Source organism: Pantoea sp. RCC30.1 (genome assembly GCF_058148845.1).
This window is the reverse complement of record NZ_JBXUHX010000004.1, coordinates 23,759-40,917: the sequence shown is the minus strand read 5'-3', so window position 1 is coordinate 40,917 and position 17,159 is coordinate 23,759. Positions and strand designations below refer to the sequence as shown.

The window sequence follows — 17,159 nt, the reverse complement described above, 5'->3', positions numbered from 1 at the left end:
TCGAAATGAATGCCGCCTTGAGCGGTAATATCCTCATGCTTCAGTTAACTGATAAGGGTAGATGATATGCACAATAAAATAAAAAAAATCGCGCCGTATGCAGTATGTTTTCTGGTCTCATTTTCTGCATACTCCTCCGAGATTTATAATAAAAATGGAAATAAGCTCGACCTGTACGGTAAAGTTGATGCGCGCCATGTTTTCTCAGATAATATTGCAGAAGATGGCGACAACTCTTATGCACGACTGGGTTTTAAAGGTGAGACGCAAATTAATGATCATCTTACCGGTTATGGTCAATGGGAATATAATTTCCAGCTGAATCACAGTGAAGGCGCTAGCGATACGCAAACGGGTAATGCCACACGTTTAGGGTTTGCCGGTCTGAAAATGGTCGACTTCGGCTCGTTCGATTATGGCCGTAGCTTTGGGGTACTGTATGTTGCTTCTGCCTATACGGATATGGCACCGGTCTACGGTTCCGGCACCATGACCACTAACGATAACTTCCTGTCAAAACGCTCAACCGGCCTCGCGACATGGCACTCTCCGGACTGGGGTGGATTAAAGCTAACCCTGCAGTATCAAGGGAAAAATGACCGCGCAACCGCCAAACTGGCTAACGGGGATGGTTACGGTGCGGGCCTGACTTACAGCATTACCGATGGGCTGAGCATTGCGGCAGCCGGGATGAAAGCAAAACGGACGCTAACTCAGCAAGCTGACAGTCAGGGAGACGAAGCCACCGCCTGGGTAACCTCTGCAAAATATGATGCCAGCCAGATCTATCTGGCCGCAATGTATGGCGAGGCCAATGACGTTACGCCTTATGGGCAGCTGGCACAGGTCGCCGACAAAACCCATAACATTGAGGCGATTGCGCAGTACCAGTTCCTGAACGGTTTGCGCCCTTCTGTCGGTTTTGTTACCCAGCGTGGCGAAAACCTGCGGGGCGCAGGGAATTTTGCCGGGGGCAACGAGACGATGCAGAAATATATTGCAGTGGGCACCTATTACTATTTCAACAAGAACATGCTGACCTACGTGGACTACCGCATTAACTTGCTGAAGGAAAATGACTTTACGCGAGCCACCGGCATTACGACAAAAAACAGTATCGGAATGGGCCTGACCTATCAGTTCTGACCAGGCTGATCATGTTTTGTGCGGTATTGCTTCTGTCCTGAAAATCGCTAATTTAACGAGGCTGGCTAATGCCGGCTTTTTTATGTCAGCCGCATGGGAAATGATAACAGGGCTGCGGAGTGCAGCAACGCACCGCGCCAGTGCAACTCAGCTAACCCGATCCAGCCAGCGCACATAAGCCTGATCCCACAACGCCGCGGGCGTTCCCGCCTTGCCAAGACCAAACCCATGTCCGCCTTTGCTGATCTGAATCAGCTCAACCGGCACACGGTTGCGGCGACAGGTGTCGCGCATCAGCTCGGTGTTAAAGGGATTTGAGGTGCGATCATCCTCTGCCTGCGCCAGAAACGTGGGCGGATATTGCCGCGTCACGAAGTTCTGTACTGACCAGTTCGCCTCATCCTGCGGCGTAGCGTTTTTGCCAACCATCATCAGATGCGTATTGGTGTGCTGATAAGGCGCTTCCAGCGTAATAACAGGATAAATCAGGCCGACGCTGTCGACTTTTGGCACCACTTCATCCAGCGGATCGATGGCCGGATAGGATTCAAAGTCCGGCCGCGCCGCCGCCAGGCCCAACAGATGTCCACCTGCGGAGAAGCCCAGTACATGCACCTTGCGCTCAAAAGATCTCACCAGCCGGATGGCGCGCTGCGCATCCTGCAGCGGTGCCAGCCGACCCGCCTGCCACTTCTCATGCGGCAACCGGTAGCTGAGCACATAGGCGGTATAACCACTGGCATTGAGCCAGCGCGCGACCGGCCAGGCTTCGCGTCCCATGCCGATCCAGCGATAACCGCCGCCTGCAGCGATTAATACCGCTTCGCCATTCGGATTTTCCGGTTTAAAGCGCTGAATCGCCGGGCTGACGATATTTGACCAGGAACCGGTGCTGTTAATATGCAACTGGCCGGATGGGCCGCCGCCGCCGGGCGGATCATCCGGCCAGAGGGGAATAATGTCATCACGGGCAAATAATTTGCCGGTGGTCATGGAGAGCCCGAGCGCTCCCGTGCCGAGAATAAAGCGTCGACGCGTAATCATAATGCCTGTTGTGTGATGCCTGAAGTGTCAGCAAACCGTTGCGGTAGGCTAAAGAAGTATGAACAAATGCAAGTCTGATGCCATGGCTGGCGATTATGTACGCAATAGCCCCTGGAAAGCCATAAAAAAACGCGCCCGGCAGGCGCGTTTTTATTTAATTCCGTGTGGTTAATCTTCCTGCTGAAACTGCGCCATGACGGCCTGCTCACACTGCTGTTCGTTGATGCGCAGTTTGGCACGCTCATCGTCACCCAGTTGCAGCCAGGCACTGGCTACTTCACGCGCGGACTCTTCATCAAATTCGGGCTGATTCATTGCCGATGGCGACTGACTGCTCGCCACTGAAGATTTCATCTGTTCAACATATTGATCCGCACTCGCGACCTTTTTCTCGCCGCTGACAATGTGGCACAACTGACTGGCATAAACATTCTGCTCAGTATCAGTGTCGTCCGCCGCCAGCGCGCTGCCGGTGGCGAGGATGCTCAGCAGCACTATCTGAGTCACTTTCATTCTTAACTCCTGTTCGTTCGGGTTAAACCTTGCGCTGAAGGGCTTCGAGGCGCTTCTGACGCCAGTTTAGCAGCGGCGACACGGTGGTGCCGTGGACCACCACGCTGCAGACCACCAGCGTTAACGCCATATTGGTCATAATTTCCATCTGCGGGCCTTGCATGCCGTGCGTCCAGGCATAGGCGATGTAGTTCAGGCTGCCAATCCCCCGGATGCCTAGCCAGCCAATCAGCAGACGCTGCCCCAGCGGCAGTCCGGCGCGAACTGTCACCAGGCAGACGGCCAGCGGCCGCACCACCGCAAACAGCACCAGGCCGATCAGCACGCCGTAGATGTTCCAGTGCTGCGCCAGTGTGACGCCCAGCACCACCATCATGCCAGCCGCCAGTAAACGTTCAATAGTATCGCCAAAAGAGAGGGCGTCGCCTACTACAAACCCAATCGACTTCACCATATTGTTGTCGCCCTGATGCGCCAGACGTTTGTTAGGGTTCACCAGCGCCTCAGAGGGCAATACACGCTCGTCGTCAGAGAGATCTTCCGGCTGATGGCGACGGAACACGCCCAGCTCGGCACGGCGTAACCCCAGTCCGGCGGCGAAGGCGGCCAGGAAGCCGGAGGCACCCAGGTACTCCACCAGAGAATAACTCAGCGCAATCAGCGCCAGCGCCAGGAAATCATTGGGCGCAACGTCGCCATTAGCATTGCGCAGCCGGGTCGCCAGCATGCCGATTAACTGCCCCAGAACAAAACCGATGATCAGACCGCCGCCAATTGCCCAGAGCACCTCGACCGCACCCCAGTGCGCCAGCATCGCGCCATTCAGGCTTTCGCCATTGAACAGCAGTAGTGCAAGCATCAGCAGCGGTAATGCGGAGCCATCGTTCATGCCTGCCTCGCTGGAGATCGCCACGCGCAGCGAGTCATCATCCTGCGCATCGTTGACCGAGATTAAACTCGCCAGCACCGGATCGGTCGGCGCGACAATTGCCCCAAACGCCAGCGCAATCGGCCAGTCTAATCCCACCAGGAAGTGTGCCAGCAGGGTCATCGCGGCGACGGTGAGCAGCATGGCGGGAAAAGCCAGTTTCAGCCCGGTGTGCCAGCAGTTGTTCTGCAGCGGCTGACGCAGCTTGAGACCGGTGATAAACAGCGAGGCCGCCATGGTGATTTCAGTGATATGGGCCACGGCTTCGGAATGGGTGACAATATCCAGGTGGATAACATCAAATCCCCACGGGCCGCACAGCATGCCGGCGATAAGGAACAGACCAAATGAGGTAACTGGCCCCCGGTGAATCCAACCGGAAGCCAGCGACATCAGCAGCAAAAGGCCGCCCGTCGCTGCTGTCCAGGCTAAAAAGTTCATAACACTCCACAATATTTCGGGTTTATGAATAAGCCTGGCACATTTTTTGACGGGCGCAGTGTCAGTTTTTCAGGTGGCGACTGGCAAAGCGGACCGCGAGAGCAGCGGCACCGGCTAAGGTGGCGAGCGCAACTACGCCATTCCAGCCCCAGTGAGCCAGCGCCAGACTCCCCAGCGCCGCACCGGTGGCCATACCGATAAACACGACGGTAAACAGCAGTGCATTCAGACGACTACGTGCTTCCGGGGCCAGTCCATAAACCAGTGTCTGATGCGCCACCAGTGTGGCCTGCACCCCTAAATCGAAGCCGATGGTACAGAGGACAATCAGCGCCAGCTGGGCCGGCATTGGCAGCAGCGGCAGCAGGAACATCAGCGCAAAGGAGAGGGTCACCAGCGCGGCACCAGCCTGCGTGACCCTTGCCGGACCGATGCGGTCAGCAAAACTGCCCGCCAGCGGTGCCGCCATAGCACCCGCCGCACCGGCTAAACCAAACGCCCCGGCCACGGCACTGTCCAGATGAAAGCGATCGCTGAGCATTAACGCCAGCGTCGACCAGAAGGCGCTAAAGCCCACTGACAACAGCCCCTGAGCCAGTGCGGCACGACGCAGCGTCTGATGGTGACGCCACAGGTGCACCAGCGACAGCAACAGGCGCGGATAGCTCACCGAGGTGCCGGGTGCGAAACGCGGCAGTACCCGCCACAGCGTGAGCGTAATCAGCAGCACCGCCAGCGCGGCGATCATATACATGGTGCGCCAGCCAAAATACTCTGCCACCACCCCGCTGACCACCCGCGACAGCAGGATCCCTACCAGCAGCCCGGTCATCACCGTGCCGACTATTTTACCCCGGCTGCGTTCCGGAGCCAGCGCCGCCGACGCGGGCACAATATCCTGCGCCACTGTGGCGGTCAGGCCGGTGATAAAACTCGCAACCAGCAGCGCGCTGAGCCCACCGGAAAAACCACACAGCAGCAGCGCCGCTACCAGCAGTAAACCTTTGATAAAGATAATGGTGCGGCGGTCATGACGATCGCCCAGCGGGGCCAGCAGCAGAATACCCAGCGCATAGCCCGCCTGGGTCAGCATCGGCACCATGCCGACCGCGCCGATGCCGGCATTAAACTGCTTGCTGATGATATCCAGCATCGGCTGGCTGTAGTAAATCGACGCAACGCTGAGTCCGGCACCGGCGGCCAGGGTAAATACCAGTGGCGTAGATAGCGGTTCATTTTGAGTCTGGGTTTGTATGGCTGACATGCTGTAATCCTCATCATTTCGTACAACCATTAAAGCGCATCGCGGTTATACGCGGTAGACTGATAACAGGCAAAACTGTTATGCGTGGTACGTATGAATAATCCTAACAGCAGCGATCGCATCGACCTGATGCAGACGTTTATCCGTATCGTCGAGAGCGGCAGCTTATCCGCTGCCGCCGCCCAGCTCGGTACGACACAGCCCACCGTCAGCCGTCGGCTGCAGACCCTGGAACAGCGGCTGGGATTGAAGCTTATCCTGCGCACCACCCATGCGCTGAAGCTTACTGATGATGGCGAACGTTGCTACGCCCAGGCACGGCAGCTGCTGGCAACCTGGCATGCACTGGAAGATGAGCTGACCGGTGCCAGCGCCGACCCGGTCGGTACGCTGCGGGTGCGCGCCCCGCACGCCTTTGGTCAGGATCAGCTGATCGCCCCGCTGGTGGACTATCTGCACCGCTATCCCCGGCTAAATATCGAGTGGATGCTGAATGACCGCACGCCCGACTTTATGGCGGAGAATGTGGACTGCGCCATTCAGGTCGGCGCACCCACCGATCCCTCGGTGGTGGCGGTTCTGCTGGCCGAAGTGCCACGCATTGTGGTGGCAGCCCCGCACCTGCTGGCACAACATCCGCCCATAGAGCAGATTAAACAGCTGCGCGATCTGCCGTGGCTGGCGCTGACCAGTTTTTACCGTAACGAAGTGGCGTTGCAGAAGATTGACGACGGCCAGCCGGTGAATCTGGCGATTACGCCCCGGTTGAGCAGCGACAGCTTATATGCGGTGCGCAAAGCGGCGCTGGCCGGTATGGGTGCGGCGATTGTCTCCTCGTGGGCGGTGCAGGAAGATTTAACGGATGGCGGCCTGGTTCAGCTGATGCCCGCGTGGCAGGCACCCCCGCTGCCGGTGTGGCTGACCTATCCCTGGGCGAGTTACTACCCGGCCAGGCTGCAACACTTTTTTGCCATGATCAAAGAAGTGATGCCGCAGCTGGCGGGCACTCGCCCGGCCTCGCAGCCAGCAGGTCGTTCAGGGAAAACAGAGCGGAAAGGGTAAAGCAGGCGCCCGCCTCAGCGGGCCGCCAGAGAGGTTACTTCGGTTTTTTATCGCCGCGCGACATCTGATCCAGCCAGCCCATCACAAAGGCGGAGAGCACAAAGGTCAGGTGAATAATCACGTACCACATCAGCTTGTCGTTTTCGACGTTGCGCGCTTCCATAAATACCCGCAGCAGGTGAATCGAGGAGATGGCGACAATGGAGGCAGCGACTTTGTTTTTCAGCGAGCCGGAGTCCATCTTGCCCAGCCAGCTCAGCTTCTCTTTGTCTTCGTCGATATCGAGTTTAGAGATGAAGTTCTCATACCCCGACAGCATCACCATCACCAGCAGGCCGCCAACCAGCGTCATATCCACCAGCGACAGCAGCAGCAGGATCAGATCGTTTTCCGCAATGCTGAAAATGTTGGGCAGCAGGTGGAAAATTTCCTGGAAAAATTTAATGGTCAGCGCCAGCAATCCCAGCGAAAGTCCAATGTAAACCGGGGCCAGCAACCAGCGCGATGCATACATCAGGTTTTCGGTAAAACGTTCCATACAATCCCACGAATAATCAAACAGGTTCGGGAGTATAACCGATCAACTGTGAAGTTATTTCAGCCCTTCGTCAGAAATTTCAGGGGCGGGCGGCAGCGGCAGCGAGAGACGAAATGCCGCGCCACCTTCGGGCCGGTTTTCGGCCCAGATCTGACCGCCGTGGCTCTCAATAATGGTTTTACAGATCGCCAGACCCAGCCCGACGCCCGGCACCGCCGACTCTTTATCACCGCGCCAGAACTTATCGAATATCCGGGTTAAATCGTCTTCGGCAATGCCCGGCCCGCTGTCCCAGACTGCAATCTCCAGCCGTGTCGCTGCCCGCCAGGCGCGGATGCCGCGTGGTGCGCTGTTACCGGCATATTTCAGGCTGTTTTCTATCAGGTTAGTGAAGACCCGCTCCAGCAGCGTGCTGTCGCCTTTGATCAGCACGATATCGTCCGGCAGATCGAGCTGGACCTCATGCCCTTTCAGCGACGGTGCCATGCTGCTCAGCGCGCCGCCAATCACCTCTTCCAGCGCCAGCCACTCTTCCCGCAGATTAAGGCCGCCCGACTGAATGCGCGCCATATCCAGCATATTGCTCACCAGCCGGATAGTGCTCAGCGTCTGTTCGCGGATCTGGCTGGCCTGCGGCACATATTTTGAGTTGTCGCTGGCCAGGTCGAGCATCAGCATTTCTGCCTGACCAAACAGCACGGTCAGTGGGGTGCGAAGGTCGTGGGACAGCGCCGACAGCAGCGCATTGCGCAGCTGTTCACGCTCTGCCGAGAGACGCGAGGCCGCCTCGCTGTGCGACAGCGCCATCCGCTCCAGGGCGTTGGCGATCAGTACGGTAAAGGTTTCTACCAGCCGCTGCTGTTCGGGGATCATCAACTGACGCAGGTTCTGCGGCTCCACCACCAGCAATCCCCGGCAGTGCGCGCCGCTTTTCAGCGGCAGGATCTGATAAGGCACCGCCGGTAAGGTATCGGTGCCCGCGCCCGCAGGCTGGCCTTTGCTGTAACTCCATTTAGCAATCGCACGATCCGGCTCGCTGGCCGGTAACGCATCGCCCACCGGTTGCAGTTCGCCCTGCTCATCCGGCAGCAGCAGCAGGCAGCGCGCCTGTAAGGTGGCGTCGAGCACCCGCTGGCTGGTGGCGGCGATATCCTGAGGCGTCAGCGCGCTGCCCAGCGATTTAGCCATCTCATAGAGCTGACGCGCCCGCTGCTCGCGGTAACGCGCCACCCGCGCCTGATAGCGCACGCCTGCGGTAAGGTTCCCGACGATCACGCCCACCGCCAGCATCACGCCAAAGGTCACCAGATATTGCAGGTCGGAGACCGCCACCGTGCCGGTGGGCGCAACAAAGAAGAGATCAAAGGCGACGATATTCATCACCGTGGCGATCACCGACGGCCAGCGCCCGTAGCGCAGCGCCACGATCACCACCGCCAGCAGGTAGATCATCACGCAGTTGGCGGGATCGAAACCGATCAGCACAGACTGTCCGGCGGCGGTCACAAGGATACAGAGCACCAGCGCCATCATTACGCCGCGCAGCTGGATACGCCATTTTTCGCTGGTGACGCGACCATCCGGCAGCGGATGCGGCGCATCTTTCAGCGGCTCATCCAGCGCGACGACCAGCAGGTCGAGATCCGGGCCAAGCTGGCCCAGACGTTCGGCAAAACTATCACGTCGCCAGCGCCGCAGCGGGCGACGGCCGGTGACGATTTTGCCCAGGTTGTGTTCGCGGGCGTAGCCCAGTACCGCTTCAGCTTCATCCGGTTCAGAGAGGGTGGCGGTTTCCGCGCCCAGCTCCTGCGCCAGCTGTAACGTGCGCAGAATCGCCCGTCGCCGCGCTTCCGGCAGCCGGTTGAGCCGGGGCGTTTCGACATAGACCGCGTGCCATTCACTGCCGAGTCGCGCCGCCAGCCGGGCAGCGGTTCGGACCAGCTTTTCACTGCCGCTGTCGTCACCAATGCAGAGCAGAATGGCGTCGCGGGTGTGCCAGACGCGCTCCCGTCCCTGCTGATCGCGCCAGGCGCGCATCTGATCATCGACCCGGTCGGCGGTGCGGCGCAGAGCCAGCTCACGCAGGGCGAAGAGGTTACCTTTGCGGAAAAAGTTTTCGATGGCGCGCTCCGCGCGGTCACCAATGTAGACTTTGCCTTCTTTCAGTCGCTGGCGCAGATCGTCGGGCGGCAGGTCGACCAGGACCACTTCGTCGGCGCTGTCGAAAAAGGGGTCGGGCACGGTTTCGCGCACCTGAATACCGGTGACGCCGCCGACCACATCGTTGAGGCTCTCAAGGTGCTGAACGTTGACGGTGGTCAGGACATCGATGCCCGCTTCCAGCAGCTCCTCGATATCCTGCCAGCGTTTGGGATGGCGCGAGCCCTTTACGTTGGTGTGCGCCAGCTCATCCATCAGGATCACGGCCGGATGGCGGGCCAGCGCGGCATCGAGATCAAACTCCGCATGACGCGAACGGCCGGTCGCGCGACGCGGCAGCAGGGTTAATCCTGTCAGCAGCTGCGCGGTTTCCGGCCGTTCATGGGTCTCTACCACGCCGATCAGTACATCCAGACCCTGCGCACGCAGCCGCTGTGCCTCCTGCAGCATGGCGTAGGTTTTGCCCACGCCAGCACAGGCACCAAAGTAAATTTTTAGCTGGCCGCGATGCGTTTCGCGGTTAGCCTGCAGCAGCGCGTCGGGATCGGGACGCTGGGGTTCGTGGTTCATCGCTTCCTTAACACCATTACAGTTCGTTGAGCGCCATATTCAGCTGCAACACGTTGATAGTCGGTGTGCCGAGGAATGGCATCAGTGGACGATGCGTCATCTTTTCAATCAGCGCCTCGACCTGCGCCACCGGCACCTTGCGGCTGGCGGCAACACGTGGAGCCTGCCAGAGAGCCGCTTGTGGCGAAATATCCGGGTCCAGCCCGCTGGCTGAAGCAGTGACCAGCTCAACCGGCACGGCGGCCGGTGCCTGCGGGTTCGCGGCCCGCAGTGCAGCGACGCGGTCGGCTACCGCCTTATCCAGCGCCGGGTTGCTGGCGGCCAGGTTGCTGCCGCCTGAGGAGAGCGGGTTGTAAGGTTTATCACCTGTGGCTGAAGGACGGCCCCAGAAATAGTTGGGCTGGGTAAAGTTCTGGCCAATCAGTGCTGACCCGCGCGCCACGCCATCTTTCTGCAGCAGCGAGCCGCTGGACTGTGATGGAAACAGCCACTGCGCCAGACCGGTGGTGAGCAAAGGATAAACCACGCCGGTGACAAGCGTAAGCAGCAACAACAGTAAAATTGCCGGACGTAACTGACTCATTTTTATCTCCTCAGGCCATGCCTGAAAACACTAACAGCAGATCGATCGCTTTGATGCCGACAAACGGCACCAGCAGGCCACCCAGACCGTAAATAAGCAGGTTGCGGCGCAGCAGCGCAGCGGCGCTCAGGGGGCGGTAGCTGACGCCTTTCAGGGCCAGCGGGATCAGGAACACAATCACCAGGGCGTTAAAGATAACCGCCGACAGAATCGCGCTGGCTGGCGAGTGCAGCTGCATCACGTTGAGCATGTTGAGCTGAGGATAAGTCGCCGCAAACGCCGCCGGAATAATGGCGAAATATTTCGCCACGTCGTTGGCGATACTGAAGGTGGTCAGCGAACCGCGTGTCATCAGCATCTGTTTACCGATGTGCACCACTTCCAGCAGCTTGGTCGGGTTCGAGTCGAGATCGACCATGTTGCCCGCCTCTTTCGCCGCCTGCGTACCGGAGTTCATCGCCACCGCCACATCCGCCTGCGCCAGTGCAGGCGCATCGTTGGTGCCGTCACCGGTCATCGCCACTAAACGTCCTTCTGCCTGATACTGGCGGATCAGCGCCAGCTTGGCTTCCGGTGTGGCCTCCGACAGGAAGTCATCCACGCCCGCTTCAGCAGCAATCGCCGCCGCGGTCAGCGGGTTATCGCCGGTGATCATCACCGTTTTGATACCCATTTTGCGCAGCTCGGCAAAACGCTCTTTGATGCCGCCTTTCACGATATCTTTTAGCGCCACCACGCCCAGCACGTTCGCGCCCTCTGACACCACCAGCGGCGTACCGCCACTGCGTGCAACCTCTTCCACCTGCGCATTGACCTCAGCAGGGAAACGGCCATGGTTCGCTTCGATATGGCGACGTACCGCATCGACCGCGCCTTTGCGGATCAACCGGTCCTGTACGTTCACGCCACTCATGCGAGTCTGCGCTGAGAACGGAATAAAGCTGGCGCCCATGCTGCTGAGATCGCGCTCACGCAGATTAAATCGCTGTTTCGCCAGCACCACGATGCTGCGGCCCTCCGGCGTCTCATCGGCCAGTGAGGCGAGCTGCGCGGCGTCGGCCAGTTGCTCTTCGCTGACGCCCGGCGCGGGCAGGAACTGGGTCGCCTGACGGTTACCCAGCGTGATGGTGCCGGTTTTGTCCAGCATCAGCACATCCACATCGCCCGCCGCTTCCACTGCACGACCGCTGGTGGCGATCACGTTGGCACCCAGCATGCGGCTCATCCCCGCTACACCAATCGCCGACAGCAGGCCACCGATCGTGGTCGGGATCAGACAGACCAGCAGCGCCACCAGCACGGTGATGCTGACCGGCGTTCCGCCCCATGCCGAGAACGGCCAGAGCGTCACGGTTGCCAGCAGGAACACGATGGTCAGTGATACCAGCAGGATGGTCAGGGCGATCTCATTCGGGGTTTTGCGGCGTTTCGCGCCTTCCACCATGGCGATCATACGGTCGAGGAAGGTTTCGCCCGGGTTGGCGCTGCAGGTGATCACCAGCCAGTCAGAGAGAATACGCGTACCGCCAGTGACTGAGGCGAAGTCACCGCCTGACTCACGGATCACGGGTGCGGACTCACCGGTAATGGCGCTCTCATCCACCGAGGCTCCGCCCTCCATCACTTCACCGTCACAGGGAATAATGTCGCCCGCTTCAACCAATACTGCGTCGCCTTTGCGCAGCTCATCGGCACTGACCTGATGCCACTCGGCACCATAGCGCGCCGACGCCAGTTTCTTGGCAAAGCTGGTTTTTTTCACCCCTTTCAGGCTGCTGGCCTGGGCCTTACTGCGCCCTTCTGCCAGCGCCTCCGCCAGGTTGGCGAACAGCACGGTGAACCAGAGCCAGACCGCAATCGACCCTGTGAAGCTGGCGCTGCCGCTGATGCGTCCGGTCAGCATGGCCAGCGCCAGCAGCGTGGTCAGGATGCTGCCGAGGTAGACCACAAACATCACCGGGTTACGGAACTGCACCCGAGGATCGAGCTTTTTCACCGCATCCCAGGCCGAGGTACGCAGCAAGGCTGCGTCAAATAACGCCTGTTGTTGACGACTCATGAGGATTGTCCCTGAACAAGTTGCAGATGCTCAGCCACCGGGCCCAGCGCCAGAGCAGGAATAAAGGTCAGTGCACCCACCAGCAGCACCGTGCCGATCAGCAGTGCAATAAACAGCGGACCGTGGGTTGGCAGCGTGCCATTACCCACCGGCTGCACTTTTTTCACCGCCATCGCACCGGCAATTGCCATCACCGGAATGATGATGCCGAAGCGGCCCAGCAGCATGCAGACAGCCAGTAACAGGTTCCAGAACGGCGTGTTAGCACTCAGGCCGGCAAAGGCGCTGCCGTTGTTGTTGGCCGCCGAGGAGACCGCGTAGAGCACTTCGCTGAAGCCGTGAATGCCCGGGTTCGCCATTGCGCTGCGTCCGGCATCAGTCATCATCGCCAGGGCGGTGCCGATCAGCACCAGCGCCGGAGTGACCAGAATCGCCAGCGCGGTCATTTTCATCTCCCACACATCGACTTTTTTGCCCAGGAACTCCGGGGTACGGCCAATCATCAGTCCGGCGATAAACACCGCCAGCAGCACGAAGAGCAGCATGCCGTAGAGACCGGCACCGACACCGCCAAACACCACTTCGCCCAGCTGCATCAGCCACATCGGCACCATGCCGCCCAGCGCGGTAAAGGAGTCGTGCATGGCATTGACCGCACCGCAGGAAGCCGCGGTGGTGATGACCGCGAACAGGCTGCTGTTAAGAATGCCAAAGCGTGTCTCTTTACCTTCCATGTTGACGGCGCTGTCGGCCCCCAGCTGGAGGAAATGCGGGTTGCCCTGCAGTTCGGCCCACATCACGACGGCGACCGCCGCCACAAACATCAGCGTCATCGCCCACAGCAGCATGTGGCCCTGACGACGGTCACGCACGCTTTCGCCAAACGCGAAGCAGAGCGCAGCCGGGATCAGGAAGATGCTCAGCATCTGCACCAGGTTAGTCAGCACCGTCGGGTTTTCGAACGGATGGGAGGAGTTGGCGTTAAAGAAGCCGCCACCGTTGGTGCCCAGCATTTTGATCGCCTCCTGCGATGCCACCGGTCCCATCGACAGCGTCTGCTGCACGCCTTCCAGCGTGGCGAAGCTGTGATAAGGCGCGAAGTTCTGAATGCTGCCCTGACTGACAAAGAACAGCGCCATCAGCAGGCTGATGGGCAGTAAGACGTAAAGCGTGATGCGCGTCAGGTCGCGCCAGGCGTTACCCAGCGAAGCAGAGCTGCGATTGGCGAAGCCACGGATCAGGGCAAAGGCTACGGCGATACCGGTCGCGGCAGAGAGGAAGTTCTGCACCGTCAGGCCCACCATCTGGCTGAAATAGCTCAGAGTGCTTTCGCCGCTGTAGGACTGCCAGTTGGTGTTGGTCACGAAGCTCACGGCGGTGTTGAGCGCCAGATGCCAGCTCAGGCCAGGCAACTGCTGCGGATTCAGCGGCAGCGAGCCCTGCAACAGCAGCATCGCCAGCAGCACCACGAAGCCCAGCGCGTTGAACAGCAGAATCGCCAGCAGGTAGTGCGGCCAGCGCATGTCCGATTCCTGCGCGCCCAGCAGTCGCCACAGTGGCGCTTCCAGGCGGGCAAACACTGGCTTGTCAGCCACTAACGAGGCCAGACCCCGTCCAAGCGGCTGCGCCAGCACCATCAGCAATACCAGGTAAAATGCGATGAGTAAAAAAGCATTGGCCGCCATCAGAAGGCCTCCGCATTTAACAGGGCATAGATCAGATAGCCCAGCAACAACACCACCAGCACGATGCCGGTTATTACGCCCACGCTCACAGGAACCTCCAGAGGATTGGATTTATGGCTTAGCTTGCGCGGAGGCGTATAAAGAAGGGGTTAAAATACAGCGGGCGGGCGTAAAAATAGTGTAAAAATGGCGAGAAATCAGGCGACTTCCAGCGCCCAGATACGATTGAGATCGACGTTGCCCCACAGCTTACTGTCCTCTGCACCCACAATGCTGTCGGTGCAGAAGCTGTCGCCGAGGTCCAGCTCTTCCGGCTTCACTTCACGCTGGGCATGCAGCGACCAGAAAACATGTACGCAGGGACGCATCAGCGATTTTTCGCCCGCTTTCACCACCAGCGCTACCCGGCCGGAAGCCAGACGAACCAGCGATCCCACCGGATAGATGCCGATGGTTCGTACAAAGGTGTGCAGCAAGCCAGGATCGAAATGGCCGCGCCAGCTCAGCATCTGGTGCATCGCCTCTGCGGGTGTCCAGCCGTTGCGATAGGAGCGGGTCGAGGTCACCGCATCATAAACATCACACACCGCCGCCATGCGGGCGTAGAACGAAATCGCCTCGCCTTTCAGGCGGTGCGGATAGCCGCTGCCATCATATTTTTCATGATGATGAAGAGCGATATCGAGCAGGTCGTCGTCAGCGTTGGCCTCTATCAGCATCTGCGTGCCGACCACCGGATGCTCACGCATCACCCTGAACTCCTCTTCAGTCAGCTTGCCCGCTTTGTTCAGGATCGCCAGTGGCACGGCCGCTTTGCCGACATCATGCAATAAACCGCCCATGCCCACCCGGCGCAGCTGCTGCTCATCCAGCCCGAGTTTTTTACCCAGCGCAATCATCAGCCCGCAGACCGCCATAGAGTGCAGATAGGTGTAGTCATCATGATTTTTCAGCCGCGCCACGCTCAGCATGGCGGAGGGCTCACGCGTGATCGATCCTGCGATTTCATCCACCAGGTCCATCATATAATCAAGCTTCAGGCCGTTACCCAACCGCGCTTCGTTGAACATTGCCCGCACTTTCGGTTTGCCCTGCTGGAAGATCAGCTGCGCCTGATCCATTTCCTGAAAAAACGGGGTGCGGCCAATGGTTCTCTTTGCGACCGAGGTGGCGATCGGCATCTGAACCGATCGATCGAGGTCGATCCAGAGCTGGCGGATCCCTTCACTGCGTAGCGTGGCAATTTGTCGTGGATCGGTGATCAGCATCTGATTATGAATGCGCTGGTCTTTTATCCACCAGACCTCCAGCTTGTGGATAAACATCCCTGGGCGCAGTTCATCAATGGTAATCAGCTTTATCACGCTATCACTCTTTAATATCAGCGGGTGGTAAGGTGATATCGGCAGCTGGACAAATTTTCTTCAGGCTGTTTTGTGCGAAGCGTGGGGGTCTGGTGAGTGGTCAGAGGAGAGGCCAACTCTTCAGACAGAACGATAAATCGGTGTCCAGGTCCAGACTGAGCAGGACAACAAATCCATAATCATCCATGGAAGATTATGGATTTTCCCTTAACAGCCAGATCGTTAAACGGATTATTTATGACTTAATGGATCGTCTTGACTGCAAGAGCAAAGATTCGAACATTCTCTGTCAGTGTGACTGAAAGCACACGTAACCCTAAACAATAGTTTTTGCGTAACTCAATAGAATTATTTATATTTATGACGCATATTTTTTGCTTAGCAGTGGTACTAATAATAAAATAATAACCCTGTTTTAAATGACGGAGAATGGATGCATGGCGAAGAACTTAGCCCCCGGATATTGTGTAGTGGAACGTCCCGGTACACTTGAATATCAGGCGCGGGAACTATTCAGAGATACACGTTCACCCGCTACCAGCCTGTTTATGAAACTTAATGCAGATACTCCGTATCTTAAGCCAGGGCAAATCCTGATTGTGGCTGACTCCGATACACCCAATCAGCTTACAATGCAGATGCTGACAACGCTCCGCCAGGCTAAGAATAAAACTAATGCGGCATTGATTGGAGTGAACGACGATGACGCCAGTTTTATGCAAAAAAATTATGGAACGATTGCCGCACTGACAGGTGCCGGAGACAAGATTTTTAGCACTGTAGGAGATGCGGGTGAAAAATATTTTAGTGCTATTGAACAAACTCTGAAAAAAATCGAAGTCAGCTACCAGAATCAGTTCCGCACACAGGGTTCTCTGATAGGCCAGCAATTCTTTGTTGAGCGTAATCAACTACTACAGCAGCTTAAAGAGCTGGTCAATAAGCCGCTGTTAAAATCCCTTGCACGTTATACTGTAAAATTCCAGCAGTATGACAATATGAAGCGCGCATTAAATCTCTCCAGCCGCTCGATAGTGCATGAATGGTCTACCGTTGGGATAAGTGGCATTCCAGGGTATTCATACTATGTCGGTAACGCAGCCAGAGCTGCGCGTTTTTTAAAGACTGGCGGACTCATCGGGATTGGATTCGCTTTTGCAGGCACGACTAATGATGTGGTTGATGCATGCAGCAAAGGGCGTGAGGATGAATGTGGGAAGATTGCCGTTAAAGACTACTCAAAGTTTGCTCTCACTACAGGTGGTGGGATGTTGGGTGGCGTATGGGGTAGCTCTGCCGCATTAGCTGGCTGTGCGGCTATTGGAATAGCAACAGCGGGCGCGGGTGGTGTTGCATGTGCAGTTGTAGGGTCGGTCGCCGGTGGTGTTGCAGGTAGTTCAGGCGTCGAAACTATAATTAATAAAATTGCAGAATATTATGATAACTAATAAATTGCTGGCTGGTACTTCATTATTTTTTGGTGGGCTGGGATGCGGCCTTCTGATTCTATCGCTTATAATATATTTAATTAAACGACAGGATTATTATAATCTGGTCTCTTCTTACAGAGAGAAATATACGTTCCCCGGCCCCTGTTCATTTTATTATATGACTGGCTTCTTCGGAGTATTTCCGGTTTTACGGTTTTTCATAAAATTAAGTCGCAGGAAGAAAATAAGCTACCTTGCCATCAATGATCCCGGATATGATTTCTTTGAAAATAATAAACAGAAGATATACCCCTGGATGAAGATTTATTCTTTTTTTTGGTTTGCGGCTACCGCATGTTATATCTTATTTGC

General features: G+C 57.5%; 14 protein-coding genes. 3 read left to right on the top strand and 11 right to left on the bottom strand.

Annotation, left to right across the window (positions count from 1 at the left end; all coding sequences use genetic code 11):
* Positions 1 to 66: 66 nt before the first annotated feature.
* A complete protein-coding gene (locus AC2LB6_RS05380; protein ID WP_490092737.1) occupies positions 67 to 1,146 on the top strand; it encodes a porin in 1,080 nt (359 codons plus the stop codon).
* A gap of 147 nt (positions 1,147 to 1,293) precedes the next feature.
* Here the strand turns inward: AC2LB6_RS05380 and AC2LB6_RS05375 are convergent, their stop codons facing one another.
* The 4 genes from AC2LB6_RS05375 to AC2LB6_RS05360 form a co-directional block, all read right to left on the bottom strand.
* Entirely contained in the window at positions 1,294 to 2,190 is an 897-nt protein-coding gene (locus AC2LB6_RS05375; protein ID WP_490092736.1) for an alpha/beta hydrolase, read from the bottom strand.
* A 168-nt stretch (positions 2,191 to 2,358) separates the two neighbouring features.
* On the bottom strand, positions 2,359 to 2,703 hold the full coding sequence (locus tag AC2LB6_RS05370; RefSeq protein WP_490092735.1) for a hypothetical protein: 345 nt from the start codon (positions 2,701 to 2,703) through the stop codon (positions 2,359 to 2,361).
* Between the two features lie 22 nt (positions 2,704 to 2,725).
* Positions 2,726 to 4,072 carry a cation:proton antiporter gene (locus tag AC2LB6_RS05365; protein WP_490092734.1) on the bottom strand — a complete coding sequence of 449 codons (1,347 nt, stop codon included), beginning with the start codon at positions 4,070 to 4,072 and terminating at the stop codon, positions 2,726 to 2,728.
* Between the two features lie 61 nt (positions 4,073 to 4,133).
* Positions 4,134 to 5,336, bottom strand: coding sequence for an MFS transporter (locus AC2LB6_RS05360; RefSeq protein ID WP_490092733.1), 1,203 nt, complete (start codon positions 5,334 to 5,336; stop codon positions 4,134 to 4,136).
* Positions 5,337 to 5,429: 93 nt separating this feature from the next.
* Here AC2LB6_RS05360 and AC2LB6_RS05355 point away from each other — a divergent pair, with 93 nt between their 5' ends.
* Positions 5,430 to 6,398 (top strand): LysR family transcriptional regulator, encoded by a 969-nt coding sequence (locus AC2LB6_RS05355; protein ID WP_490092732.1) that lies wholly within the window; start codon positions 5,430 to 5,432, stop codon positions 6,396 to 6,398.
* 34 nt (positions 6,399 to 6,432) lie between these two features.
* On the opposite strand, the gene AC2LB6_RS05350 is transcribed toward AC2LB6_RS05355, so the two are convergent.
* From AC2LB6_RS05350 to AC2LB6_RS05320, 7 genes are all read right to left on the bottom strand, one after another.
* Positions 6,433 to 6,936: a TIGR00645 family protein gene (locus tag AC2LB6_RS05350; protein ID WP_090966952.1), complete on the bottom strand. Its 504-nt coding sequence runs from the start codon at positions 6,934 to 6,936 to the stop codon at positions 6,433 to 6,435.
* Between the two features lie 54 nt (positions 6,937 to 6,990).
* Positions 6,991 to 9,666 carry a two-component system sensor histidine kinase KdpD gene (gene kdpD, locus AC2LB6_RS05345; protein ID WP_490092731.1) on the bottom strand — a complete coding sequence of 892 codons (2,676 nt, stop codon included), beginning with the start codon at positions 9,664 to 9,666 and terminating at the stop codon, positions 6,991 to 6,993.
* A gap of 16 nt (positions 9,667 to 9,682) precedes the next feature.
* Complete coding sequence (gene kdpC / locus AC2LB6_RS05340; protein WP_490092730.1) at positions 9,683 to 10,249, bottom strand: potassium-transporting ATPase subunit KdpC; 567 nt, start codon at positions 10,247 to 10,249, stop codon at positions 9,683 to 9,685.
* Between the two features lie 10 nt (positions 10,250 to 10,259).
* Complete coding sequence (gene kdpB, locus AC2LB6_RS05335; RefSeq protein WP_490092729.1) at positions 10,260 to 12,308, bottom strand: potassium-transporting ATPase subunit KdpB; 2,049 nt, start codon at positions 12,306 to 12,308, stop codon at positions 10,260 to 10,262.
* Entirely contained in the window at positions 12,305 to 13,993 is a 1,689-nt protein-coding gene (kdpA, locus tag AC2LB6_RS05330; RefSeq protein WP_490092728.1) for a potassium-transporting ATPase subunit KdpA, read from the bottom strand. The genes kdpB and kdpA overlap by 4 nt, the downstream gene beginning before the upstream one ends.
* Positions 13,993 to 14,082 carry a K(+)-transporting ATPase subunit F gene (gene kdpF, locus AC2LB6_RS05325; protein WP_010253443.1) on the bottom strand — a complete coding sequence of 30 codons (90 nt, stop codon included), beginning with the start codon at positions 14,080 to 14,082 and terminating at the stop codon, positions 13,993 to 13,995. The genes kdpA and kdpF overlap by 1 nt, the downstream gene beginning before the upstream one ends.
* Positions 14,083 to 14,190: 108 nt before the next feature.
* On the bottom strand, positions 14,191 to 15,357 hold the full coding sequence (locus AC2LB6_RS05320; RefSeq protein ID WP_490092727.1) for an HD-GYP domain-containing protein: 1,167 nt from the start codon (positions 15,355 to 15,357) through the stop codon (positions 14,191 to 14,193).
* A 437-nt stretch (positions 15,358 to 15,794) separates the two neighbouring features.
* Between AC2LB6_RS05320 and AC2LB6_RS05315 the strand changes: the two genes are divergently transcribed.
* Complete coding sequence (locus AC2LB6_RS05315) at positions 15,795 to 16,805, top strand: hypothetical protein (protein ID WP_031593052.1); 1,011 nt, start codon at positions 15,795 to 15,797, stop codon at positions 16,803 to 16,805.
* The last annotated feature ends 354 nt before the right edge of the window (positions 16,806 to 17,159 follow it).